Origin of the sequence: Lysinibacillus sp. G01H (assembly GCF_028872195.1) — a bacterium.
Lineage (GTDB): Bacteria > Bacillota > Bacilli > Bacillales_A > Planococcaceae > Lysinibacillus > Lysinibacillus capsici.
In genome coordinates, this window is record NZ_CP118397.1 from 3,169,812 (window position 1) to 3,193,855 (window position 24,044).

The following is a 24,044-nucleotide window of genomic DNA, read 5'->3' on the forward strand; positions in this document are numbered from 1 at the left end:
GTGTGGACATGAAAAAAATAAGACAATTTCGTGAATTAATAGCATTTTATGTACATAAGAGGAACTATTTTGGTAAAATTATACCCTTTGTACATAATCATCAAATAAGCATTGTTCGTTTGCTCGATCAATAATTTCAATAATACTTCCATGCACATATTTTTTAATGCGCTTTTGAGGTATATAAAAATAAGCATTGTTCATAATTAACCATTCACTTAATGTTAAATCACTACCTGCTTGTTGATTCGTTAAGATTTTTTTATGTCTCAGAACATCAGCCATTTTATAAAAACCATCTGACAATTCGTAGGCTGATACATCAAAATTAAAAATGGGGCTGACAACCTGTCCAACATCAAAAATATGTATAGTTTGGTTTTCTTCATCTATAGCTAACTCTACTGTGCTAATCTCGTCGAAAAGATTTAAACCTCTATACTCCATTTGATAAATTTTTTCCATTTGTATACGCCTCCTTTTTTACAACGGTCTAATTGTAACACAGAAAAAATAGCTACCTCTAAATACAATTAAGGCAGCTACTTCTACGAAAATGAACATTTATGCTGTTTTTTGACTATTACCAAAGCATCGTATTTGGTATTAACCTTGTACGCGCGTAATTTTCACATCTTTTAGGATGGTATTGACTACCCAGCTTGCTGCAATTAAACCTGCTACAGACGGTACAAAAGCGTTAGATGAAGGTGGCATCTTTGCTTTACGAATTGCTGCATCAGGCTTTCCTACATGTTCGACAACATCTGGACGTACGACAATTGGACTTTCATCTGAAAATACAACCGTAACACCCTTATGAATTCCTTCTTTACGTAGCTTAGTACGAATGATTTTAGCCAATGGGTCTGTATGTGTTTTTGAAATATCTGCAATTTGGAAGCGAGTAGGGTCCATTTTATTTGCTGCACCCATGCTTGAAATAATAGGAATATTACGCTTTAAACATTCCTTCATTATATGAATTTTATACATCACTGTATCACTTGCATCGATCACATAATCAATGCCTTGTGCAAAAAATTCTTCATAGGTTTCTTCCGTATAAAACATGTGCATGTCAATCACTTCACATGCTGGGTTAATATCTGCAATACGCTCTTTCATGACAGCTGATTTTGATTGACCAACTGTTGATAGGTATGCCACAAGTTGTCTGTTGACATTTGTGATATCTACATTGTCCTTATCGACTAGAATAATACGGCCGATTCCGCTTCGTGCACAAGCCTCAGCAGCAAATGAACCGACACCGCCCACACCAAGAATGGCAACCGTTGTATTTTTTAATTTCTCGAGACCCTCTGTTCCTATTGCGAGCTCGTTACGTGAAAATTGATGTAACATCCTGACACTCTCCATCTATGAAATTTTATTAGTAAACCTAGTTATATACTAAGATAAAATCAAAACCTATCTTACATTTTATCATGTTATTGTTCAAGATAAAAATATAAAGAAAAAATCAAAATTGTCTACTTAAATCCTTTGAGATAATAATCCATAAAAAGATTTCATCCCTTTTAGTTCTATATATGGTAAAATAGCGCTTTAAAAATTAGTTCATTAATCAGGTAAATCTTATATAACATTATGCTCGACCACATAAAGAAAAAGAGATTGATGACTCAATCTCTTTCTCACTCTTCTTTACTTTGTAAAACCAAATGATGCCCATGGTTGAATGCATGTTAATAAAAATAGTTCTTCCTCTACAATGCTAGCTACGACATTACTCGATCCCGTATTAGGAATGTCCTTTAGCACAATCTGTAGCTCTCCCTTATACCGAACATCTAAATTATTATCAATCGTGACATCCCCTCTTTTTAATGGCCGTATATCATGCACAGGAAAATCTCCATTTTTATATTTCACACGGGATTGGGTGCTCCGAATCACGTATTCAGACACATCACCTCGATTAAAATGAGGCTCTTTATAAAGAATCGTCTCCTCTAAAATGCTCGTGTCTTCAGACTGAACAACCCTTAATTCAAGCTTATTACGATTTAATTGTCCTAATGCACGTAGTTCGTCCTCAGAAGCAAACATATTGCCAATAATACAATCGTCAATTAACCCCGTATGCCATAAATCTTTCGCCTGTACAGTGATTGGGAGATGACGGTGCTCCTCTAATGTAGGTAACCCGTGCTCTGTTTGCTCCCAAGGTCCATATTGACCATGTTGTGAGGAGATCATCGCTGCCGTTCTCACATTGTGCGCTTTAAAGTGCTGTGACGTTTGTAAAAAATGCTGACGAGATAGCCCCGTAAAGCGTTTTGGATAAAAATTATGACAGCCGATAATGTTCTCTTTATTAGGCTGATAAGAGATAATATTATCTACATACTTCGTACCATTACTAATGTTTAATTCTATTTTTAGATGACTTCCATCAAGTGACATCAACGCTTCTTCTTGACCTGAAAATCCCATATCTAAACGTATAGCTGCCAAATAATAATGTTCTTTTAAATAGCCAATATCCCTATAGGTTAAGCCTAAATCATCAAAAACACCTGGTGCAATATCAGCGGATATGTCAAAGCCGAGGCGTTGCGCAAATTCGTTGATTTGTTGTAATTTTTGACGCTCCTCATCCTGTTTTAGTGACATTAGGCATGTGAATATACGATCAAAGCCATTGTCATAAGCCAGCTGAACATAGCGCTTCATCTCATCTAGCGTACTATGCTGTGGATATAGCGAGATTCCTAATCTTTTCACTTCAAACCCTCCGTTAATTGACGCTTATACTTCCACTTTTTGTCCTCTGGATTCCACTACAGATTCCTCACTCTGTGCCGCTAAAGCAGCTTTTTGCTCATTCTGCCTTGCCATACGGTTCGCCATTGAGATAAATGGCAGATAAATACAAACAGCGATGACAATTAAAACCATACTCAAAACAGCACCACGCCAAGATTGAGTTGCTAAAAAACCATTAATAATTGGCGGTGTTGTCCACGGCGGTGAAAAGGTAGCAGCTGGTACCCAGCCCCATTTCGTTGCAAAGAATGCAATGGTTACGTTGATCATTGGTGTCAAAATGAACGGTACAAATAAAACCGGATTTAATACAATTGGTAACCCAAAAAGTAATGGCTCATTAATATTGAAAATTCCAGGTGCTGCAGATAATTTCCCAACTGTATTATATTGCTTATTCTTTCTAGCAAATATGAAAATCGCAATAATGAGTGCTATTGTCGTGCCAGAGCCTCCCATATTAATAAAAGCATCAAAGAATGGTTTATTGACAATGTAAGGCGCAACTTTACCAGCAGAGATTGCTGCAACATTTTCGTTAATAGCTGGTAAATTAATTGTTTGCATGAAGGGTTCGATGATATTTGCTCCATGTACGCCAAGTGTCCATAAAAATGTAGGTATAAATGCCAAAATTAAAGCAGCAAGCCATGTATTTGTTAGACCCATAAATGGCTCTTGAATCGCAGAGTAGAAGGACCCGACAATATCTGGTATATCAAAACCTGCTGAAATAATGGTACGTACTAAAGCAAATATTCCAATCGTAATAATGGCAGGAAGTAACGCAGCAAATGATTTGGCAACAGCTGGTGGTACACCCGTTGGCATTTTAATTAGTAGCTTAGGATTGCCAGACAATCTACAAAACAATTCTGTAGAAAGTAGTGCAACAATCAGAGCAATAAATATACCACCCGTGCCTGTTGTTAAGCCGGTTATTCCGCCTTCCCCAAAAGTCCCAAACGTTAAGTAGCTTGATAGACTAATTACTCCAGCAGATAGACTATCTTTTTGATAACTTTTAGCAAGATGATAAGCAACAGTAAAGGCAAGTAGCAGTGAAATGATATTAAATGTAGCACTCCAAATATTACCGCCAAATTGAGTCCATGTCTCATGTTTCCAAATGGCATCGAGTGTATTTTGATAAAATTTGATAGGCAAATTGTTAAAAAGTACAGCCAAAGTTCCCACAATCGTTAAAGGCATAATCGTAATAAATCCGTCACGAATGGCAACTAAATGACGCTGATTCCCTACCCTAGCAGCAACCGGTACAAACTTTTCTTCTAAAAAACGGAACACTCACATACACTCCCTTTGCTTTTTATTTATAACATCAAAATTTGATGTTACTCCCCTTTGATTCGTTCATATAGCTCAATCATTTCCTGTGCTAAATCGCGAAAAGTAATGGCATTCATTAGATGATCCTGGGCATGAATTAATAACATTGAAACCTCTACCTTTTCTCCCCTTGCTTCTTGAGACAGTAAGCCCGTTTGAGAATGATGTGCTTCAATTAATGACTCATTCGCTAATTTGATTTTTTCTTTTGCTGCCTCAATTTGCCCCTTTTTTGCTAGCTGAATAGCTTCCATACACTCACTTTTCGTATTTCCACTATGCACAATCAGTCCCATAATGGACTCCATTAATTCTGTATCTTCCATTCCCCTTTGCCCCTTCTTTCATCCAATTAGTTGTAGAGCCTGTTTCAGGACATTTTCACCGTTCATCATGCCGTAATCCGCCATATTGATCACATCGATTGGAAAACCTTTATCCTTATATTTTGTTTCAAATGATCCTTTCAAATAACGAACCTGTGGGCCTAATAAAAGAACATCAGCCTTCTTTGACGCTAATATCTTTTCCACCTCTCCTTCCGCAATGGCGTAAATATCTGCTTCAATATTTTGCTCTTGCGCTGCTTTTTGCATCTTCGACACTAATAAACTAGTACTCATACCTGCTACACACACTAACATGATGTTTTTCATTCGATACACTCCTTTTATTTTCTTCGATTGTGTAATCGCTTACTTATTTTGAGAATAGCACCTATTGGTATATACCACAATACAAATTTTACATTAATTTTATTTACATCAAGTTATTTACAAAATTGGGCTATCTCAATTTTGTCGTGAAATTAATGATTATAATCAACTGGTATAGTCCAGAAAAAAAGCCAAAAATTTTTTAAATTTTCTTATTATTCAATACCTAGAAATACTCATAAAATGCTGGCTTTTCAGTAGGGATTGCCCATTGCCACTGTTCAATAACCTTTTCTACCGTAGGTTGATTAGCATAGACAACCGTTTCTTTGACAGAAAGATAACCTACCATCATCGCAGAAAAAAGATTAATTGGTAGTGTTAGCATATGCTTATCAGAGACTGAACTTGTCTCAATTATTGAGACCTGACCATTTTTATTTATTTGATACACATGCTCATTCCAGAGACAAAATGGATCTTTAATACGAATAGTTAATGTTTCTTGAATATCCTTCCACGGATACTGCTGCATAAATGCATAAACATCTACTACTCTAATCATCACATCCTGTATGACTTCCCTTTTGAATTGCGGTTCCTTGAAATAAAAGCCAAAAGGATAATGATTACTAGTAACACCAGTTATGCTACTGACACTTGCTGCATGAGATGTCATATAACGCCACATAGCTTGTTCAGCTAAGAGATTTGCTACAATAAAATCCTGGATAGTAAATGTCCCATCTCGAATCGTATAACGAATATAGCCTTCTATATTATTGCCTTGAAAATAGACAGCAAAGTGACTATCTGGGCTCCTTCTTTCAAGTCTTTTCCACCATGCATCATCCCTTGCCATGCCACCATGTTGAACGATTGCCTGTGCATTATGAAAATCCTTAATCATCTGAAAGAGCGCCGAATCTAACCACTCAAAGCTCATCCTTTTCATGACGTCCACTTGTTTCCCTAGAGAGGGAAACATAGTTTGAGGAATTGTATAATGAAGCTTCTCAAAAAATAATTCCCAACCAAAATAACGATAGAAGGACACAGAGAATGGTGCTAATACTGAAATCGTTTGTCCATTGTCTCGCATTTTTTGCAGCGCTTCTGTCATAAGCCTTTTGATAATACCCTGTTGTCGATACTCAGGATACGTTGCAACAAAGCCGATGCCTCCCATTTTAAATGAAACTCCATGCACTGTAATATTTAGCGGTAATATTAATAGCTGCCCAACAATTTTTTTGTCATCATAAGCACCTAAGGTCGTGCTTTGCTCAATCCAATAATGAAAGTCCTCTCGACGAGCCCCAGAGTACTTATTTGGAAAGCAATAGTCTCTCAATCGATGAATCTGCCCATAATCATTAGGCAAGACGATGTGAATGTCCATTTAATCACCTCTTAAATTCTAAATATTCAGATAATTAATTACGAGATTCTTTTACAGTGGCGTGATCACAACCACTGCACGAATCTTTTATTCCTCTTGCCATACTTCTCCTATTGCTTTAGACAACATGACTTCAGTAATAGTTTGAAATAATGTTGCTACATCTGGCCCATCTGCTGAAATTTCCACTATACTTCCTGATTTTACACCTAGTGACATTACGCCCATAATAGACTTTAAATTAACGGATCTTTCTTCGTATATTAATTTAATATCACTTTGGAATGGTGTCACTGCAGTTACGAGTAATGCAGCCGGTCTGGCATGAATACCTTCAGTAGATGTAATTTTATACATTTTCTTCATTTACATACCCCACTCTTTCACGTAAAATTAATCCGATGTTGATATTTGGCAATCATTTTCTCATTATGTGATCCATCCGAATCAACATTATTGCTGACAAAAATAGGTAACTCTATTGAGGACTTTGCTAGTGTTTCTATGATTTCACTGAACAAAGCATTTAATAGTAATGAACCAATAACAGTAGATGCTGGCGCATACTGTAGGTCATGTATAGTTAGTACACCATCGCCAATCGGTATATGGGTATTAATCACAAAATCTACCACCTCTTCTAGCCGCAGCCCACTGTGATGACGTGTAGTCTGTTCCTTATAGTGGAGCGATTGGAGGGATAGCACAAATATCCCTGAATCCTTTGCTAATAAAGCGGCGTCAATAGGTGCTGCATTTCTCCCCGAGGTTGAAATGACGATGCAAACATCATTTTCACGAAAGTCAAACTGTTCCTTATGCTGTTCAATAATAGTTGAATCTTTCTCATTGATTGAAGAAGCGAATGCCCCAGCATGTAAAGCTAATGGTTCAATAAATATAGGACGGACGGGTACTAAACCACCTGCTCGATAAAATGCCTCTTGTGCCAATAGCTGTGAATGACCACAACCAAATAATTGAATTATCCCACCTTTTTGGAGACGTTGGACAATGATTTGAGCCATATCACTTATATGTGATGCCTCCTGTTCCTTCACAACCTGGATAAGCTTTTCGATTTCAGAAAAATATGCATGCATAAAATCACCTTTTAATTTCACTTATGAATTTATAACGATCAGCTCGATACGTACTGCGTACAAGCTCAAAGGGCTTACCATCTGATAAATAACTTGTACGTTTGATAATTAAAACTGGTGCTGTATGATTAATTTGTAGAAACTTACTATCCTCTTTCGATACGATGGCTGCCTCCATCTGTTGTACCGCATTCCCAATTTTTTGATGGAACTTTGCTTCGATTAAGGCATAAAGCGAGCCCATTATTTGCTTCTCATCCAACTCCGGATAAATTTTAACTGGGATATATGTTCTTTCGATTGCCATTGGTTGCGCATCTGCATTTCTTATGCGCACTACAAAAAACACTTCTTCGCCAGACTCTATCATTAAATCTCTTGCAATATCCACTGGTGGTATGATTTTCTCAAATCGTAATACCTTACTGCTTGGTTCCATTCCTCTTGCTCGCATATCTTCCGTGAAACTCGTTAAACCTTTTAACGGTTGCTCTAATTTTGGATTTGCAACATACGTTCCTCTCCCTTTTTCTCGATATAATAGACCACTATTAACTAGATTGGTAATGGATTGACGAACAGTCATTCTACTTACATCGAATTGTGCAGAAAGCTCTCGTTCTGATGGGATGGTCTCACCAATTCTGTATTCTTCTAAATAAATCCGTTGTTTAATAATCTCTTCTATTTGTATATAAATAGGTATATGAGAATTTTTCTCTAACAATTCTTGCACCTTCCTTATCGCCTTTATGATTTCTCAATACAACTTTACCTCGTCAGATCGGTTTTTGTATTTCGCATAATTAAACAAAGCTAAATGATATCCACTAACGACAGTGTGAAAAGGACATATTGACACAGTCGCTTGAAGTGGTGCCTTTCTCACTATCATTGTAGCATCTGAGCTCAATCGTTGTACCATTATATTGTCAAATGACTAATCACCTTCTCGTAATTTTGATATAAATTGCCTTCTTTTAAGTAGGCTTCTCCTTTACTGTGTTTAGTATCAGCTACAATTAAAACGCTTTAAAAATCATTTCCATAAGTGCCTCGTATTATCTGCCTAAAGGAAGAATGCGGATATAGCTTCTCAAAAAGGTATAGTTGTCTATACCAATTATATGCTGCTTCATCAGAAATAAAAAGTAATCTTTCCTATTTTCTAAACATTCGCTCCAAACACTCTACGAGTTCTTGGCTACCATGTACCTGTTGATGTAAAAAAAAGGAGCTATTGATAAGCTCCTCTCAATCCTATGTATAGGACGAATCCCAATTGTGCCGTAATGCCAAGAAACATTCGTTTTGAACCCGCAATTTGCAGGTGGGTGCCCGCTTTGCAACTTTAAACGTCCCGCTTTGTTAGGGGCATGTTTGCGACTACAAAATGAAGGCTCCCGATTCTATAATGTTCGGTCAAAACTGTGAAGTAGAGTTAGCAGTTAGACAAACACATCAGGATTCGTATTACAGTTATCATAACACCACTTTTCTGATAATTCAAACGATTTTCTCTAATAATCTATAATTTCTTAAGAAAACGCAAAAAATACCTAGATTCCCAACAGTATTTGCTAGGTAATCCAGGTATTTCGAATTATACATTATTTTCTAAATGGTTTGATAGCCAGGCTTAGTTCACTTAGTTGCTCAGGAGATACTTCGCTTGGTGCTTCTGTCATCAAGCAGCTTGCACTAGCTGTTTTAGGGAATGCGATTGTATCACGTAAATTAGTACGACCTGCTAATAGCATAACGAAGCGATCAAGACCAAAGGCAAGACCTGCATGTGGTGGTACGCCGTATTCAAATGCTTCTAATAGGAAGCCAAATTGTGCTTGTGCTTCTTCCTCTGAGAAGCCAAGTAATTCAAACATTTTCTCTTGTAGGTCACGTTCGTAAATACGTAATGAACCACCACCAAGTTCATAGCCGTTTAAAACGATATCATATGCTTGTGCACGTACTGCTGCAGGGTCTGTGTCCATTAACGCTATATCTTCATCAAACGGGCGTGTGAATGGATGGTGTGCTGCATAGTAGCGTCCATCTTCCTCAGAGTATTCGAATAATGGCCAATCAGTAATCCAAAGGAAAGCAAATTGTGATTCATCGATCAGATTTAAATCTTGTCCTAATTTTGTACGAAGAGCGCCTAAAGAAGCTGCTACAACAGCGGCTTTATCTGCTACAAATACTAGAATATCGCCAACTTCTGCTCCCATACGCTCGATTAAGGCTGCTGCTAATGCCTCATCAAAGAATTTCGCAATTGGTCCATTTAAGCCTTCTTCTGTTACCTTTAACCAGGCAAGACCTTTTGCTCCGTATATCCCAACGAATTTTGTTAACTCGTCCATGTCTTTACGAGAATATTTGTCAGCTGCACCTTTAATATTGATACTTTTCACTTGTTTTCCTTGTGCAACCGTATCAGCAAATACTTTGAAATTACAGCCTTCAAAAATATCATTTAACGCCACTAGCTCTAATCCAAAACGTACATCTGGCTTATCTGAACCATAACGATCCATTGCTTCTTGGTATTTCATGCGCTGGAAAGGTGCAGGAATGTCGATGCCTTTTACTTCTTTCATAACCTCTTGAATTAAGCGCTCGTTCATTTCTAATACTTCTTCTTGTGTTAAGAAGCTCGTTTCAATGTCCACCTGTGTAAACTCTGGTTGACGGTCAGCACGTAAATCTTCGTCACGGAAGCAACGCGCAATTTGGAAGTACTTTTCAAAACCAGCAACCATTAATAATTGCTTAAATAATTGAGGTGATTGTGGTAATGCATAAAATTCACCTTCATGTACACGTGAAGGGACTAAATAGTCTCGAGCGCCCTCTGGCGTAGATTTTGTTAAAATTGGCGTTTCAACTTCTAAGAATCCTTCATTTTGTAGGAAGTTACGAATTGTACGTGTCACATCAGAACGCATTTTGAAAGTATCGAACATTACAGGACGACGTAAGTCTAGATAACGATATTTTAAACGTAAATCTTCTGATACATCTGTACGATCTTCGATTTGGAATGGCGTTGTTTTTGCCGTATTAATCACGACTAATTTTGTTGCTTCCACTTCAATTTTACCGTTTGGTACATTCGGGTTGATTTGATCCTCTGTACGAAGGATGACTGTGCCTTCCACTTCGATCACATACTCACTACGCACTTTATCCGCTAATGCGTGTGCTTCTGCAACATCTGGACTAAACACAACTTGCGTAATACCTGTACGGTCACGCAAATCAATAAAAATTAAACCACCAAGGTCTCGACGACGCTGTACCCAACCTTTTAATACGACTTTTTCGCCTTGTAACGCTTCTGAAAGCTCGTTACTAGCATGTGTTCTTGTAGCCATTGTTAAATTCCTCCAAAATATCTTCAATTTATGTAGCATTTCACTAGGAATGCCCTCTATCTGTTTTTAAGCTTTTTGTGTTAAATAGTTCACCAGCTCTGAGAACGCCACTTTGTGCTGCTCCCCAGATTCCATATGTTTTACAGCCGCTGCTTGCTCTTCAAGTTCCGTTTCACCAAGAACAAGCGTATATTTTGCACCTAATCGATCCGCAGATTTCATTTGAGCTTTCATTTTACGGTCTAAATAATCCATCTCTGTCGCAAGTCCCTTCGCTCGGAAAGTGCTTGTCAGCTCAACAGCCTTTTGCTTCGCTTCATCGCCCATTGCAATAATGTAAACATCTAGCCCTGAAGCTGTGTCTAATTCAACACCCTCCGCTTCAAGTGCCAGCAACAAACGCTCAATACTTAATGCAAAACCTATACCTGGTACATCTGGACCGCCAATTTCTTGTACTAGTCCATTGTAGCGGCCACCACCACATAATGTTGTAATAGCCCCAAAGCCTGATGCTGTGGACATGATTTCAAAAGTTGTGTGATTATAATAATCAAGTCCTCGTACAAGATTTGGATCGACCTCATATGAAATACCCAATGTATCTAAGTACGATTTCACCTGAGCGAAATAAGCAGCCGATTCTTCTGTTAAGAAATCAGTTAACGCTGGAGCCGTTTGCATTAATGGATGTTCACGATCTACCTTACAATCTAAAATTCGCAATGGATTCTTTTGTAAACGATTTTGACAGTCTGAGCAAAATTCATGAATATGTGGCTCAAAATGCTGTAATAAAGCAGTACGATGTGTATCACGTGTTTCTTTGTCGCCAAGTGAATTAATCACTAATTTTAAATCCTTTAAGCCCGCTGATTCGTATACGTCCATAGCAAGAGCAATAACTTCTGCATCAATCGCAGGATCTGCTGAACCAATTGCTTCTACTCCAAATTGTACAAATTGACGATAACGACCAGCCTGTTGACGCTCATAGCGGAACATTGGTCCTAAGTAAGAAAGCTTAACTGGCTGATCAGGAGCACCAAACATTTTATGCTCCACATAGGCACGTACGACACCAGCCGTATTCTCTGGACGTAGTGTTAATGAACGCCCTCCACGATCTTCAAATGTATACATTTCCTTTTGTACAACATCAGTTGTTTCCCCAACACCACGTGCAAATAGGTCCGTTTGCTCGAAAATTGGTGTACGAATTTCGTTATAGCGATAAACACGACAAATATCACGAATAATCGCTTCAACTTTTTGCCATTTTTCAGATTGACCTGGCAAAATATCTTGTGTCCCTCTTGGCACTTTAAAACTCATGTAATTCCCTCCTATATTGATTGCTTATGATAGAGCAGCTGTAGTCCCACTTTGAGCGAATGCATGCTTTGGTTGAGCAAATTTTTGTCCTGTTGGAGTGGGTTATAGCCTTTGACGAGCGCTTTTCATACTAATTGGAGCGCCTTCCCCTCTTTTATGAGCAAAAACAACAATCCCTCTAAAAAACTCATTACTGTTTTGAACAACAAAAAAGCCCTCATCCCTTGCAATAGCAAGGGACGAGAGCTGTATAAGCTTCCGCGGTTCCACCCTAGTTGACACAAATAATTACATGTGTCCTCCTCTTAATCGGATAACGGCCGATTCCGTTTTTTCCTACTAGGCACTGCTTTTCAGAAAAAAGCCTCTCAAGTGTTATTCACGTGATACATTTTTGTAGGAAAGATTGCAGCCTAAGTCTTTCCCTCTCTTTTCCAATAGTGGTATACGCTACTTGCTTGGTCATAAGCGATTAATCATTTTTCGATTACCCTTTATGTTAGTCACTAGCCAAAGCAATGTCAACTATTTTTGTATTTTTCATCAGTCTATGTTGAAAATAACTAATTCTGTTACCATTTTACCACGAATTTTATGATAAAAGCATGGTAAAATAGCACAAGGAATAGGAGGAATCTGATGAGGACAAAAATTTTACATAGTATAATCATCTTTGTACTAATGGTAACGATGGCGATGCCAAATAAGAACTTTGTTCAAAGAGCTTCCGCTGACACCAGTGATCTAAAAGTCGCTGGAACGATTCTTCATTTGCGAGAGGGTCCTGGATTGTCTTATCCCATTATTACGACTTTAGAAGAAGGTGACCCTTTAACCTCAATCGGTCGAGAAGGTGATTGGTATCAAGTCAAAGCAGGTAATTACGAGGGATGGGTTGCCTCTTGGCTGACAGCACCTACGAATGCTAAACAAGCGATCGACAAAACCGTCATTTCACAAGTGGACCGTTTAAATATTCGAACAGAACCAGATATCTCTTCAGCTGTTCTTGGTCAACTTTCTACTGGTAACCAAGCAAACCTCGTTGAAGAAAATGGAGAATGGGCAAAAATCGATTGGAATGGACTAACAGGATGGGTGTCGAAGGATTATGTCACGATCAACGATAACCCTAAAAAAGAAACGGAACCCAAAGAAAATGCTGTAGAAGTAACTACTACAACCACGGCACCCGCTAACAAAGATACAACCTTCACCATTTTAGTGGACACCCTTAATGTTCGTAAGAAGCCAGATTTGAACGCTAAAAAAATCGGCACAGTAACAAAAGGACAAGCCTTTAAAGTACTCGCACATGAGCATAATTGGGTACAAATTCAGTACAATGATAAAAAAGTAGGTTGGGTCTATAGTTTTTACGGTACATTCTCTAATAAAGTAAAAAGTACCTCAAAAACATCAACTTCCAAAGAGTTAGAGTCTGTTACGATTATCTATAATGGGACAAACCTACGAACGGATGCCTCAACAGCTGCAGAAGTAGTTGAACGTGTAGATGCTGGTGTAAATTACCCAATTGTAGGCGTTAAAAATGATTTTTATGAAATACAACTAGACGACGAAAAAACAGCTTTTGTCGCGAACTGGGTAGTCACAACAAGTTCCAATAAAGCGACAAGTCCACAGAAAGAAAAGGAAGAGCCTCGTAAAAAAGGTACTTTAACTGGATTAAAGATAGTTGTTGATGCTGGTCACGGTGGAAATGACCATGGCACAACTGGTCAACGAGGTACAGAGGAAAAGGGCATTACTTTAAAAACGGCCACTCTGCTTGCTTCCAAGTTAAGTGCTGCTGGCGCAAACGTTGTCATGACGAGAGAATCGGATGAATATGTGGCATTGCGTAAGCGTGTATCGATTGCCCATCAATATGAGGCAGATGCCTTTATTAGCCTTCATTACGATGCGACAGATGATAGCTCCATTAACGGCTTCACATCTTACTATATGAATAACAATCAAAAAGGGCTTGCTGAAGCAATTCATGATGGTCTTTCCAGTAAACTAGATTTAAGAGACCGTGGTACACAACAAGGGAATTATTTAGTATTACGAGAGAATCGTCAAAAGGCTGTCCTTATTGAGTTAGGCTTTTTAAGTAATTCCAGTGAGGAGCGCGTCATTACAACAGCTAAATTCCGTGAACAAGCGACTCTTGGTATTTATCAGGGAATTCTCAACTACTTTAATGAACAAGATGACTAAGCAAAAAAGCTGCGGATGATAACATCCACAGCTTTTTTCATATTTAAGATATTCCTAATGCTACCGCAGCAATTAGCGCCAGACAGGCGATCAATGCCCACCCAAGAATCATCTTCCAGATAAACTTAATCCACTTTTCATATGGGATACCTGCAACAGCTAAATACGCCATTAATGCAGAGGAAGTAGGAATAATAGAGTTCGTTAAGGAATCCCCATATTGGAAGGCTAAAACAGCCACTTGTCGCTCTAATCCTAATAAATCAGTGATTGGAATCATAATCGGCATTGTGGCAGCTGCCTGTCCACTACCAGATGAAATAAATAAATTCAAAAGAGCTTGGATAACTAACATGCCGATTGCACTGATAGCATGTGGCAAATGTCCAATTGTTTCTGATGCTGCATAAACGATTGTATCAATAATTTTCCCCTGCTCTAAAACAACCGTAATAGCACGGGCAAAACCTACAATTAAAGCACCAAATGTTACAGCCTTGGCTCCCTCAATAAAGGAATCAAAAATAGTAGCAGGTTTTAAACCACCAATTAATCCTGCAACTAACCCCATAATTAAAAAGGATGCAGTTAGCTGCGTTAAGAACCAGCCCCAATTAAAGACACCATAAATATTAAAGCCTATTCCACAAGCCATGACAATAAATACAAATTTATGCTTTCCCGTTAATGCAGGAATGTCAATCGCAGAAACATTGGATTTAGCTTTTTGCTCAATATCGTAAATAACACTTGCCTGTGGGTTCTTTTTCACCTTAAAAGCATAGCGAGAGACATAGAAAATAGCAAAACCTAATACAAAAACATAGACAACAGCACGGAAGCCAATACCTGAGAATAATGGCACATCAGCTAATGATTGCGCAACACCTACCGTAAAGGGATTAAGCATTCCTCCAAAAAATCCACTGGCGGCACCAAGTGTAATCATGGCTGTTCCTGTTACAGCATCAAAGCCCATCGCACGTGCAATGGCCACACCAATTGGTACGAAAATAATAGTTTCTTCCGCCATCCCCATTGTAAAACCACCAACAGAGAATAAAATCATCGATAAAGGAATCAGTAATTTCTCTCTGCCCTCTAAAGCTTTTACTCCTTTATAAACACCAGCCTCAATAGCACCTGTAGAACGAATAATACCAAATACACCACTGACTAAAAAAATGTAGAAAATAATTTGAGCCCCTTTTTCGAGGCCCATTGGAACCGCTGTGAACATTTCAAAAAAGGAAACTGGTTCACTCTCAATATGATGATAGCTTCCATCTACAACGAGCATTCGCCCTTCTTCATCCTCTACACGTTCAAACTCACCCGCTGGTATGATATAGCTTGCAATACCTGCTAAAAAAATAATAGCAAAAATAATCGTATATGTATGAGGTACTTTCAACCAGCTTTTCTTCTTTACCCCCTGTTCATTTTCCATTAAATCACGCTCCTTTTTCTGATTTAGACATTAGCAGTACATTGTCGCTATTTGTCGCTAATTGAAAATAAATATACATGAGTTTAAATTTATTGTAAAGTATTAATTTTCTATTATTTCAGAAAGTACACGCTGCCTTTCTTTATTAAACCTCTTATTCCTCTCCTATAAACACGGACACATACTCAAATTATAATGGGCATTTCCAACGTTATTTTTTGTTTTCCAAAATAATAATTTCATCTTATAGTTTCTTATTAAGGCAGGAGCAATATGCGGCGGTGTTAAATGATAAAGTTGTATGGATTGTCCTTAGGTGCTTTTTATTCATGAACTTCATATAGCTCCCCCATTATTAGTGGGATAAATCTAAGATGAAAGACATCAAAGTTAGTAAGTAGAATTGAAAATCGAGGTTAACTATCCATAAGGAATCAAATGGACTTTCTTACATATCGTTTATATTTTTTTAAAAAAATAATATTCAAAAAGTAGCAACTGTTTTAATAGTTTTTATCTCCTCGAAATAAATTTGCTATTCAGGTATTTTTTATTGCACTTAATAAAAAAGAACCTTCTATCATTTATTATGATTTGAAGGTTCATACTTTCTCATTTTTTTGTAGTTTCCAATGTAACCCATACAATTTCCTCCATCCGAATGAAGAAAGGCGTACGATTTATCTCAAGAACCATATGGTCAGGTAGTATGGATAATAAAATACCTTGTTGAATATTTTTTTCTGTTTGCACAACTACTGCCTGACCAATCATCATGTTAAGAGTTTCGTATAAATATGGATTTGTTATACTTCTCGTCTGCGTCATGTTTAAGACACTCCTTCCTATAAAACTAACCATACTCTTTAGTATATGAAGGAATTATAGGAAATGTTCCATTATTTTGACTCTAGAAGAATTGTGACTGGACCATCATTAATTAGTGCTACATCCATCATGGCACCAAAAATACCTGTTTCCACATGTAAGCCATACTCGCGTAAAGCTTGATTAAAAGCCTCCCACAGTGGCTCAGCTGCTTCTGGTCTAGCTGCATTGATAAAACTTGGACGATTCCCTTTTTTTGCATCCCCATACAATGTAAATTGTGAGACGGATAAAATAGCGCCCCCATGCTCTAAGATCGAATGATTCATTTTTCCATCTTCATCTTCCCAGAGACGTAAATTGGCTACTTTTTTTGCTAAATAGGCAACATCCTCTTGTGTGTCTTCATGTGTGATTCCCACTAAAAGAACATAGCCATGATCAATTGCTCCTGTAACAGTTCCGTCCACTGTTACAGAGGCAGCTTTACTGCGCTGTAATACTACTTTCATGTACTAAACCCCAATTCTATATTGCCTATCCATTAGTTAATGACACGTTGCACCGAATAAATATCAGGTGTTTGTTTAATTCGCTCAACTACTTTATGCAAATGTGAAATATTTGAAATAGAAATTGTTAAATGAATTGTTGCCATTTTATCACGGTCAGCACGACCACTTACTGCTAAAATATTCGTTTTCGTTTCACTAACAATTTGCATGATTTCATTTAAAATGCCAGGTCTATCAAAGGCTGACACTTCAATATCAACAGGGTATTCCTTTTTCTCAGGAATGACACCATGCTCCCATTCCACTTCAATTAAGCGCTCTTGCTCATCCTCAATTTGAATATTTGGACAGTCCTCACGATGGACAGAAACACCTCTACCCTTCGTAATAAAACCTACAATATCATCCCCAGGAACAGGCGTACAGCAGCGAGAAAGTCGAATGAGCATATTATCAATACCCTTTACAATAACACCCGATTCCGTACGTTTTTGTGGAATTGGATTTTTCATTTTTTGTTCAATTTTCTCTAGTGCTTCTTCCTGCTCGCGTTCTTTGCGACGTTTTTCAGCTAAACGATTTACGACCTGTTGCGCAGTAATACCATTCACACCAACCGCGGCATACAGATCTTCTTCATTCGTATAGTTAAATTTGTCGCATACCCGTTTTAGGTTTTCAGAGGACATCGTTTCCTTTAAATCGAAATCCTGAGCACGGATTTCTTTTTCAATCATTTCTTTACCTTTGACAATATTTTCTTCACGCAGGTGTCGTTTAAAGAATTGCTTTATCTTATTCTTCGCCTGTGAGGATTGAGCTATTTTTAGCCAATCGCGACTCGGACCAAAGGATTGTTTCGAAGTTAAAATTTCAATGATATCACCCGTTTTTAATGGCGTATCAAGCGGTACCATCTTCCCATTGATTTTCGCTCCAATCGTACGATTTCCCACTTCGGAATGAACACGGTAGGCAAAATCAATAGGAACAGAACCTGCTGGCAATTCAATGACATCGCCTTCAGGTGTAAAGACATAAACCATATCAGAAAATAAATCAAATTTTAAGGATTCCATAAATTCTTCTGCGTTGGAAGATTCATTTTGGAACTCTAAAATTTCACGGAACCACGTTAATTTTTGGTCGACATTTTGCTTTTGATGATCAACGTTTTTGCCTTCTTTATATGCCCAGTGCGCCGCAATCCCGTACTCTGCAATTTTGTGCATTTCCTTTGTACGAATCTGTACCTCCAACGGATCACCATAAGGTCCAATAACAGTCGTGTGTAGAGACTGGTACAGGTTTTGTTTTGGCATAGCAATATAGTCTTTAAAGCGTCCTGGCATTGGTTTCCAAAGTGTATGCACAATTCCTAATACGGCATAGCAATCTTTAATACTATCGACAAGAACACGAATGGCTAATAAATCATAAATTTCATTAAACTGTTTCTTTTGTAACACCATTTTTCGATAGATACTGTAAATATGTTTTGGTCGACCATAGACATCTGCGTCAATTTCAACCTCATTCAGTTGTGATTTCATCTCAGCCATCACATTTTCTAAATAAGCTTCACGTTCATCACGTTTTTTCTTCATTAGACTGACAATACGATAATATTGTTGTGGGTTTAAATAGCGCAGTGCTGTATCTTCAAGCTCCCATTTTACAGTCGAAATTCCAAGACGATGAGCAAGTGGTGCAAAAATCTCGAGCGTCTCTTTTGAAATGCGTCGTTGCTTTTCAGCAGGTAAATGCTTTAACGTACGCATATTATGAAGACGGTCTGCTAGCTTAATGAGGATGACACGAATATCTTGCGCCATAGCCACAAACATTTTCCGATGATTTTCTGCCTGCTGCGCCTCTTTTGATAAATATTTAATTTTCCCTAGCTTGGTAACACCATCAACAAGCACGGCTACCTCTTCGCCAAATTCACGTACCAAATCATCCCGTGTAAAATCCGTATCTTCGACAACATCATGTAAAAAACCTGCCGCTACAGTTTCTGGGTCCATTTGTAATTCAGCTAGAATACCTGCTACTTGTACTGGGTGAATAATATACGGTTCACCTGAGCTACGGAATTGCTCAATATGGGCATCCCTTGCTAATTCATATGCTTTTTTCACGAATGCGACATTTTCATCATTCATGTAGGATTTGACTAACTCAAAAACGTCCTCAGGAGTCAAAATTTGCTCTTTCGCCATAACATGTCCACCTTGCTCGTCAAATTTTTCAGATTAGATATAAACTTTATTGTATAAAATATAGTGGTCTATTGTAAAGAGACTGTATCATTTAGTTTAGTTAATCTCGTGAACAGTTCGAAAAATGGAAAAAATATTCTTCTTTTTAATAAAAAAGACCCTCTGCGACTTCACGTCACAAAGAGTCCTTGTTTCGACAAATTGATTAATGTAATTGATTGTAAGCTACAGCAATTTTCGCGCCGACTACTGCATTGTTTTTCACTAATGCAATGTTGGCATCAAGACTTTTACCTTCTGTTAATTCTTTAACTTTGCCAAGTAAGAATGGTGTAACGTTTTTACCTTGAATGCCATTCTCTTCTGCTTCAACTAAAGCTTTTTCAATAATGTTTGTAATAAATGCATGCTCTAATGCTTCCGCCTCAGGAATTGGATTTGCGATGACAGCGCCACCTTTTAAGCCTAATTTCCATTTCGCAGATAGCATTGCTGCAATTTCTTCTGGCGTATCTAATTGGAAGTTTACATCAAATCCACTTTGACGTGTGTAGAATGCTGGCAATTCATTCGTACCATAACCAACCACTGGCACACCTTTTGTTTCAAGATATTCTAATGTAAGACCGATGTCTAAAATAGATTTTGCACCCGCACAGATAACGGCAACATTTGTTTGTGCTAATTCTTCTAAATCAGCAGAGACATCCATTGTTGTTTCCGCACCACGGTGTACACCACCAATACCACCTGTAACAAAGATTTCAATACCGGCAAGCTCTGCACAGATCATTGTCGCTGCAACTGTTGTAGCACCTAATTTTTTCGTTGCTAGTAAGTAGCCTAAGTCACGACGTGAAGCTTTTGCAACACCTTGAGCATTACCGAACATTTCAAGCTCTTCATCTGATAGACCAATTTTAATTTTTCCATCAATTAATGCAATTGTTGCTGGGACTGCACCATTATCGCGAATAATTTGCTCAACTTCACGCGCAGTTTGCACGTTTTGTGGGTATGGCATACCGTGTGAAATAATTGTTGATTCTAATGCAACGATTGGTAGACCTTTTGCTTGTCCTGCTTTTACTTCTTCTGATAATACGATGAAATCTTTCATGTTGTTATTCCTCCATTTCATTTTTCAACAAATCTACTGATAATTCAGGTCTTACTGTATAAGGAGATGCCAATGTATTTTTTGCATTGGTTAATCCAGCATCAATACATGTCTCAAAAGATTGTCCAGTCAGCCAACTGTGTATGACAGCGCTGACAAAGGCATCTCCTGCTCCTGTGACATCTTCAATTTTGTCAATTACTTTAGCGGCAAAATGACGAGGGGCAATCGTTGTAGACGCTGCATAAACGCCCTTGCTGCCAGCCGTGATAATGACATGCTCCGCACCTAATTGTAGGAGCTGTTGTAAAGCTTTTTCATAATGGGTAGCGTTTTCAATTTTATGTCCAACAATCGTTTCCGCTTCATCTGTGTTACAAATAAACCAAGTTACGCCTTGTAATGTTTCAGGTAGTCGATTCATTTTGGGCGAAGATACTGGCACAATGACAAGTGGAATATCACGAGCAATGGCTACTTGCTGGATATACGCTACTGTTTCTTTTGGGCAGTTTAAATCCAAAATAAAACAGCCCGCGTTTACAAGCATTGTTTCATGTTTTTTCAACAAGCTAGGTAACAGAAGGTCGTAAACCTCCATATTTGCTACAGCTAGTGCTAGCTCACCTTGTTCATCCATGATGGCAGTATAAGAGCCTGTAGTAGCCTCTGCAAGCTGCTCTACATAACGTAGATTCATAAAGGATTCCGAAGCCTCTTGGATCACTTGCCAATCAGCATCCTTACCTGCCGTTGTCAGTAACGTCACTTGGTGGTTTAATCTGCCTAAGTTTTCAGCAATATTTCGACCAACACCACCTACACTAAAGGAAGAACTGGCTGGGTTAGATGTTCCAAATTGAACATTGCCCTTGACATGGAATTTGCGGTCTAAATTAGCTCCACCGATGCAAATAATTTCATTTTCTTCGGGTAATATATAAGCACGACCTACAATTTTTCCTTGCTTCGTTAAACTAGACACTAAATTAGCAAGCACAGGACGCGACAGATTCATTGCATCTGCCATTTCTTGCTGAGACATAAACGGATTCTGGCGAATTAAAGCAAGCACCGCCTGTTCTCTTTCATTCATAGCATCACCTTTTATTATATTTGTTTATATTATAAACTTTTGTTTGTGCTATGTCAAAAGATTCTTTATTAAAAAAGTTGAACCTCATCTTACCGAGGTTCAACTTATATTTGTTTATGCTTGCTGAGGTGTTTGTTTTTTAACAATGATAACGAATAAGCTGGCCATTGCACAAAACATTCCTGCAAGGAAAAAAGCCCATGTATAAGCGTTAAAAAATTTATAAATTAACCCTCCACCATACGCAGCAACCGCCGCTCCTGCTTGATGTGAAGCAAATATCCAGCCGTAGATAATACTGCTTTTTTGCATACCAAAAATTTGTCGTGTCATACTGATGGTTGGTGGCACTGTAGCAATCCAATCTAGTCCGTAAAAGATCGTGAAAATCGTTAATAAAACATATGATCCTTGTGCGAGTGCGTAAGGAAGCAATAATAGAGATGCGCCTCTTAACAGGTAATACCAAAACAATAACCACCGATTATCGAAGCGATCAGATAACCAGCCAGACGCAGTTGTACCTAATAAATTAAAAATGCCCATAAAAGAAAGGAATGATGCGGCAGTGACTAAAGGAACGCCAAAGCTAATACAATAAGAAACAAAATGAGTACCAATTAATCCGCTTGTCGATAGCCCACAAATAAAAAAGCTACCTGCTAAGAGCCAAAATGCTTTAACCTTAATCGCCTCAAATAAACCTTTAAAAGCCATAGCTATTGGATTCTTCTTTTGCTGTATTGGTTGTTCCTCTATAGCCTCCTCTTGTCCATAAGGAGTTAATCCTATATCCTGAGGTCTATTTCTTATAAAAATTGCAATCATGAAAAGCATTATGATACTAAGGAGTAGCATTAATGTGATGGCCCATCGCCAAGAATAGTGTTCAATAATGATAGCTAGAACTGGTAATAAAATTAACTGGCCTGTGGCTGTACTTGCCGTTAAAATACCAACCGCTAACCCTCTACGTTTTACAAACCAATGATTCGCCACATATGGGCTAAGGACAGTTAAAAAAAGACTTGCCCCAAGACCAATAATGCCACCCCAAATAACGATTAGCTGCCAGGATTCACTCATCAAAAATGTTAAAGTCATTCCTAATACTAAAGTTGCCATGGCACCTAGCATCATTTTCTTTAAGCCTATAACTTCAAGCAACGCAGCCATAAATGGTCCAGATATGCCATATAAAAACAAACTTACAGCAAAAGCTAATGCAATGGTTGAACGATCCCAGTGAAATTCTTTTTCAAGAGGTTCGATAAACACGCCAGATGATGACATCGTAATCCCTGCGACAATTATCGAGAAAAATGTGACGATTAAAATAAACCAACTATAATGAACACGCTTCACCTCAACACCTTCTTTTCTTTGATAGACTACAAAACATGTATATACATGTTTAAGTCTGCTTATTTCATTTATATGTATATACATGTATAATCATAGTAATCGTTCATAAAGCTGTCAAGAAGGAATTTCTAGTTATTGGGTGTATACTTATAGTTAGTAGAATCCCCTTAAAGGAGTACTGTCGATGAAGAAACAACTTAAAGATATTGATTATACACAAATTTGTGTTTGTGCAAACCTTAGAAAAAAAACAAGGGTTGTCACGCAATTATATGATAAATTGCTACAGCCTACTGGTTTAAAGGTTACACAATATTCGATGCTTGCTCATATCGACCTTCAACAAGCTGTCTCAATCAGCCGTTTAGGTGAAATTTTGCAACTCGATCAAACCACTGTAACACGTAATATTAATCTATTAAAGCAACATGGCTATGTTGAATTAAAACGAGATACAAATGATGCTCGCACAAAAAAAATTACGCTCACTGAAAAAGGATTAGAAAAGTTGCATGAAGCCGCACCTATTTGGCAAGGCATTCAAGATAGAATTATCGAGGATATTGGAACCGAAAAATACGCAGATTTCTACGATACATTGCGTACAATGCAAAAAATTATTCAAGCCTATGACGAAGTATAAAAAAAAGCGCCTACAGTGTAGGGCGCTTTTTGCAATGCTCTTAATATTGAATAAGTGTTTTAATATTTAAATCGCCAAGCTTTTCGCGACCATTTAATTCTTGAAGTTCGATTAGGAATGCGCAGCCTACTACCTGACCACCTAATTGTTCTACTAAACGCACTGTTGCTTCAACTGTTCCCCCAGTTGCTAGTAAATCATCACAGATTAACACCTTTTGACCAGGCTTAATCGCATCGTGATGCATTGTTAATGTATCTTTTCCATACTCTAAACCATAGTCGGCACTAATAACCTCTCGCGGTAATTTACCTGGTTTACGAACAGGTGCAAATCCAATTTCAAGCGCATAAGCTACTGGGCAACCGATAATAAACCCACGAGCTTCAGGTCCAACTACAATTTCTGCACCTACTTCTTTAGCATATTCTACAATTTGATCTGTTGCATATTTGTAGGCAGGCCCATTATCCATAATTGTCGTAATATCTCTGAAAGTAATGCCTTCTTTTGGCCAGTTTTCAACCGTTGTAACGTATTGCTTTAAATCCATG

Annotated in this window: 22 protein-coding genes, 1 other RNA gene and 1 other annotated feature; of the genes, 2 read left to right on the top strand and 21 right to left on the bottom strand. The window is 37.9% G+C overall.

Going from position 1 to position 24,044, the window contains the following annotated elements; genetic code table 11:
* Nucleotides 1-78: 78 nt before the first annotated feature.
* The 13 genes from PSR12_RS16160 to hisS form a co-directional block, all read right to left on the bottom strand.
* Nucleotides 79-465, bottom strand: a complete 387-nt coding sequence (locus tag PSR12_RS16160) for a hypothetical protein (RefSeq protein WP_257520241.1) — start codon at nucleotides 463-465, stop codon at nucleotides 79-81.
* Nucleotides 466-606: 141 nt separating this feature from the next.
* Complete coding sequence (locus PSR12_RS16165; protein ID WP_048392126.1) at nucleotides 607-1,368, bottom strand: tRNA threonylcarbamoyladenosine dehydratase; 762 nt, start codon at nucleotides 1,366-1,368, stop codon at nucleotides 607-609.
* 303 nt (nucleotides 1,369-1,671) lie between these two features.
* The gene (locus tag PSR12_RS16170; protein ID WP_221679963.1) at nucleotides 1,672-2,754 is read right to left on the bottom strand and encodes a DUF871 domain-containing protein; all 1,083 of its coding nucleotides are present in this window, start codon (nucleotides 2,752-2,754) and stop codon (nucleotides 1,672-1,674) included.
* Nucleotides 2,755-2,778: 24 nt separating this feature from the next.
* Nucleotides 2,779-4,104, bottom strand: a complete 1,326-nt coding sequence (locus PSR12_RS16175) for a PTS sugar transporter subunit IIC (protein ID WP_221679961.1) — start codon at nucleotides 4,102-4,104, stop codon at nucleotides 2,779-2,781.
* Between the two features lie 47 nt (nucleotides 4,105-4,151).
* The gene (locus PSR12_RS16180; protein ID WP_221679959.1) at nucleotides 4,152-4,472 is read right to left on the bottom strand and encodes a PTS lactose/cellobiose transporter subunit IIA; all 321 of its coding nucleotides are present in this window, start codon (nucleotides 4,470-4,472) and stop codon (nucleotides 4,152-4,154) included.
* A gap of 18 nt (nucleotides 4,473-4,490) precedes the next feature.
* On the bottom strand, nucleotides 4,491-4,802 hold the full coding sequence (locus tag PSR12_RS16185) for a PTS sugar transporter subunit IIB (protein ID WP_221679957.1): 312 nt from the start codon (nucleotides 4,800-4,802) through the stop codon (nucleotides 4,491-4,493).
* Nucleotides 4,803-5,028: 226 nt separating this feature from the next.
* Nucleotides 5,029-6,204 carry a GNAT family N-acetyltransferase gene (locus PSR12_RS16190; RefSeq protein ID WP_274769744.1) on the bottom strand — a complete coding sequence of 392 codons (1,176 nt, stop codon included), beginning with the start codon at nucleotides 6,202-6,204 and terminating at the stop codon, nucleotides 5,029-5,031.
* 87 nt (nucleotides 6,205-6,291) lie between these two features.
* Entirely contained in the window at nucleotides 6,292-6,570 is a 279-nt protein-coding gene (locus tag PSR12_RS16195) for an HPr family phosphocarrier protein (RefSeq protein ID WP_221679953.1), read from the bottom strand.
* A 17-nt stretch (nucleotides 6,571-6,587) separates the two neighbouring features.
* On the bottom strand, nucleotides 6,588-7,307 hold the full coding sequence (locus PSR12_RS16200) for a sugar isomerase domain-containing protein (RefSeq protein ID WP_221679952.1): 720 nt from the start codon (nucleotides 7,305-7,307) through the stop codon (nucleotides 6,588-6,590).
* Nucleotides 7,308-7,311: 4 nt separating this feature from the next.
* Nucleotides 7,312-8,034 carry a GntR family transcriptional regulator gene (locus tag PSR12_RS16205; protein ID WP_221679950.1) on the bottom strand — a complete coding sequence of 241 codons (723 nt, stop codon included), beginning with the start codon at nucleotides 8,032-8,034 and terminating at the stop codon, nucleotides 7,312-7,314.
* A 544-nt stretch (nucleotides 8,035-8,578) separates the two neighbouring features.
* Nucleotides 8,579-8,778, bottom strand: a non-coding RNA gene (ssrS, locus tag PSR12_RS16210) — 6S RNA.
* Between the two features lie 139 nt (nucleotides 8,779-8,917).
* Complete coding sequence (aspS, locus tag PSR12_RS16215) at nucleotides 8,918-10,687, bottom strand: aspartate--tRNA ligase (RefSeq protein ID WP_257520245.1); 1,770 nt, start codon at nucleotides 10,685-10,687, stop codon at nucleotides 8,918-8,920.
* 66 nt (nucleotides 10,688-10,753) lie between these two features.
* Entirely contained in the window at nucleotides 10,754-12,022 is a 1,269-nt protein-coding gene (hisS, locus tag PSR12_RS16220; protein WP_054550047.1) for a histidine--tRNA ligase, read from the bottom strand.
* 232 nt (nucleotides 12,023-12,254) lie between these two features.
* Nucleotides 12,255-12,497 (bottom strand) — a binding site (T-box leader).
* Between the two features lie 164 nt (nucleotides 12,498-12,661).
* On the opposite strand from hisS, the gene PSR12_RS16225 reads away from it, so the two are divergent.
* Nucleotides 12,662-14,248 carry an N-acetylmuramoyl-L-alanine amidase family protein gene (locus tag PSR12_RS16225; RefSeq protein ID WP_257520246.1) on the top strand — a complete coding sequence of 529 codons (1,587 nt, stop codon included), beginning with the start codon at nucleotides 12,662-12,664 and terminating at the stop codon, nucleotides 14,246-14,248.
* 43 nt (nucleotides 14,249-14,291) lie between these two features.
* Here the strand turns inward: PSR12_RS16225 and PSR12_RS16230 are convergent, their stop codons facing one another.
* The 7 genes from PSR12_RS16230 to PSR12_RS16260 all read right to left on the bottom strand — a co-directional run bounded on the left by PSR12_RS16230 (nucleotide 14,292) and on the right by PSR12_RS16260 (nucleotide 22,847).
* On the bottom strand, nucleotides 14,292-15,698 hold the full coding sequence (locus PSR12_RS16230; RefSeq protein ID WP_221679943.1) for a YfcC family protein: 1,407 nt from the start codon (nucleotides 15,696-15,698) through the stop codon (nucleotides 14,292-14,294).
* 612 nt (nucleotides 15,699-16,310) lie between these two features.
* Entirely contained in the window at nucleotides 16,311-16,526 is a 216-nt protein-coding gene (locus PSR12_RS16235) for a DUF2642 domain-containing protein (protein WP_004226745.1), read from the bottom strand.
* Nucleotides 16,527-16,597: 71 nt separating this feature from the next.
* Nucleotides 16,598-17,038 (bottom strand): D-aminoacyl-tRNA deacylase, encoded by a 441-nt coding sequence (dtd, locus tag PSR12_RS16240; protein WP_221679941.1) that lies wholly within the window; start codon nucleotides 17,036-17,038, stop codon nucleotides 16,598-16,600.
* A gap of 32 nt (nucleotides 17,039-17,070) precedes the next feature.
* The gene (locus PSR12_RS16245; protein ID WP_048392114.1) at nucleotides 17,071-19,266 is read right to left on the bottom strand and encodes a RelA/SpoT family protein; all 2,196 of its coding nucleotides are present in this window, start codon (nucleotides 19,264-19,266) and stop codon (nucleotides 17,071-17,073) included.
* A 205-nt stretch (nucleotides 19,267-19,471) separates the two neighbouring features.
* Nucleotides 19,472-20,386 carry a pseudouridine-5'-phosphate glycosidase gene (locus tag PSR12_RS16250; protein WP_221679940.1) on the bottom strand — a complete coding sequence of 305 codons (915 nt, stop codon included), beginning with the start codon at nucleotides 20,384-20,386 and terminating at the stop codon, nucleotides 19,472-19,474.
* Nucleotides 20,387-20,390: 4 nt separating this feature from the next.
* The gene (locus tag PSR12_RS16255) at nucleotides 20,391-21,482 is read right to left on the bottom strand and encodes a carbohydrate kinase (protein ID WP_274769750.1); all 1,092 of its coding nucleotides are present in this window, start codon (nucleotides 21,480-21,482) and stop codon (nucleotides 20,391-20,393) included.
* A 114-nt stretch (nucleotides 21,483-21,596) separates the two neighbouring features.
* Nucleotides 21,597-22,847: an MFS transporter gene (locus PSR12_RS16260; RefSeq protein WP_274769752.1), complete on the bottom strand. Its 1,251-nt coding sequence runs from the start codon at nucleotides 22,845-22,847 to the stop codon at nucleotides 21,597-21,599.
* 184 nt (nucleotides 22,848-23,031) lie between these two features.
* Between PSR12_RS16260 and PSR12_RS16265 the strand changes: the two genes are divergently transcribed.
* Nucleotides 23,032-23,490, top strand: coding sequence for a MarR family winged helix-turn-helix transcriptional regulator (locus PSR12_RS16265; RefSeq protein ID WP_221679937.1), 459 nt, complete (start codon nucleotides 23,032-23,034; stop codon nucleotides 23,488-23,490).
* Between the two features lie 40 nt (nucleotides 23,491-23,530).
* Here PSR12_RS16265 and PSR12_RS16270 read toward each other — a convergent pair whose 3' ends face one another.
* Complete coding sequence (locus tag PSR12_RS16270) at nucleotides 23,531-24,043, bottom strand: adenine phosphoribosyltransferase (RefSeq protein WP_221679935.1); 513 nt, start codon at nucleotides 24,041-24,043, stop codon at nucleotides 23,531-23,533.
* Between the last annotated feature and the right edge of the window lies 1 nt (nucleotide 24,044).

Coding starts and splice junctions, on each gene's coding strand:
- PSR12_RS16160 (WP_257520241.1), bottom strand. CDS start 465: ATGGAAAAAATTTATCAAATGGAGTATAGAGGTTTAAATCTTTTCGAC.
- PSR12_RS16165 (WP_048392126.1), bottom strand. CDS start 1,368: ATGTTACATCAATTTTCACGTAACGAGCTCGCAATAGGAACAGAGGGT.
- PSR12_RS16180 (WP_221679959.1), bottom strand. CDS start 4,472: ATGGAAGATACAGAATTAATGGAGTCCATTATGGGACTGATTGTGCAT.
- PSR12_RS16185 (WP_221679957.1), bottom strand. CDS start 4,802: ATGAAAAACATCATGTTAGTGTGTGTAGCAGGTATGAGTACTAGTTTA.
- PSR12_RS16190 (WP_274769744.1), bottom strand. CDS start 6,204: ATGGACATTCACATCGTCTTGCCTAATGATTATGGGCAGATTCATCGA.
- PSR12_RS16195 (WP_221679953.1), bottom strand. CDS start 6,570: ATGAAGAAAATGTATAAAATTACATCTACTGAAGGTATTCATGCCAGA.
- PSR12_RS16200 (WP_221679952.1), bottom strand. CDS start 7,307: ATGCATGCATATTTTTCTGAAATCGAAAAGCTTATCCAGGTTGTGAAG.
- aspS (WP_257520245.1), bottom strand. CDS start 10,687: ATGGCTACAAGAACACATGCTAGTAACGAGCTTTCAGAAGCGTTACAA.
- hisS (WP_054550047.1), bottom strand. CDS start 12,022: ATGAGTTTTAAAGTGCCAAGAGGGACACAAGATATTTTGCCAGGTCAA.
- PSR12_RS16225 (WP_257520246.1), top strand. CDS start 12,662: ATGAGGACAAAAATTTTACATAGTATAATCATCTTTGTACTAATGGTA.
- PSR12_RS16230 (WP_221679943.1), bottom strand. CDS start 15,698: ATGGAAAATGAACAGGGGGTAAAGAAGAAAAGCTGGTTGAAAGTACCT.
- PSR12_RS16235 (WP_004226745.1), bottom strand. CDS start 16,526: ATGACGCAGACGAGAAGTATAACAAATCCATATTTATACGAAACTCTT.
- dtd (WP_221679941.1), bottom strand. CDS start 17,038: ATGAAAGTAGTATTACAGCGCAGTAAAGCTGCCTCTGTAACAGTGGAC.
- PSR12_RS16245 (WP_048392114.1), bottom strand. CDS start 19,266: ATGGCGAAAGAGCAAATTTTGACTCCTGAGGACGTTTTTGAGTTAGTC.
- PSR12_RS16250 (WP_221679940.1), bottom strand. CDS start 20,386: ATGAAAGATTTCATCGTATTATCAGAAGAAGTAAAAGCAGGACAAGCA.
- PSR12_RS16255 (WP_274769750.1), bottom strand. CDS start 21,482: ATGAATGAAAGAGAACAGGCGGTGCTTGCTTTAATTCGCCAGAATCCG.
- PSR12_RS16265 (WP_221679937.1), top strand. CDS start 23,032: ATGAAGAAACAACTTAAAGATATTGATTATACACAAATTTGTGTTTGT.
- PSR12_RS16270 (WP_221679935.1), bottom strand. CDS start 24,043: ATGGATTTAAAGCAATACGTTACAACGGTTGAAAACTGGCCAAAAGAA.